General features: G+C 65.9%; 1 protein-coding gene. It reads right to left on the bottom strand.

Going from position 1 to position 229, the window contains the following annotated elements; translation table 11 throughout:
* The coding region (locus SM755_RS24290) for a hypothetical protein (protein ID WP_323174916.1) at positions 1-229 on the bottom strand (229 nt) is incomplete at both ends.

The raw sequence follows: 229 nt of genomic DNA, 5'->3' as shown, positions 1-229 counted from the left end.
CGAGGGTTCGACCGTCGATGGTCACGTTCATCGTGCCGTGTTCGTGAACGCTACCCGATGAGTGGGGCTCAGTTTTGACGTCCTCGGCCGCGCTCCCTCCGCCTGCGAGCAGGACGTACGCGAGCGCACCGGCGATCAGGATGCCGACGAGGGTCACGCCGTACACGGCGACAGTGGGGATCCCATCCGAATCCTCGCTCTCCGTCAGTCCCTCGACCCGGCGCTGTTC

The organism is Natrialba sp. PRR66, assembly GCF_034808065.1.
Classification (GTDB): domain Archaea; phylum Halobacteriota; class Halobacteria; order Halobacteriales; family Natrialbaceae; genus Natrialba; species Natrialba aegyptia.
This window is presented reverse-complemented; position numbering and strand designations above follow the sequence as displayed.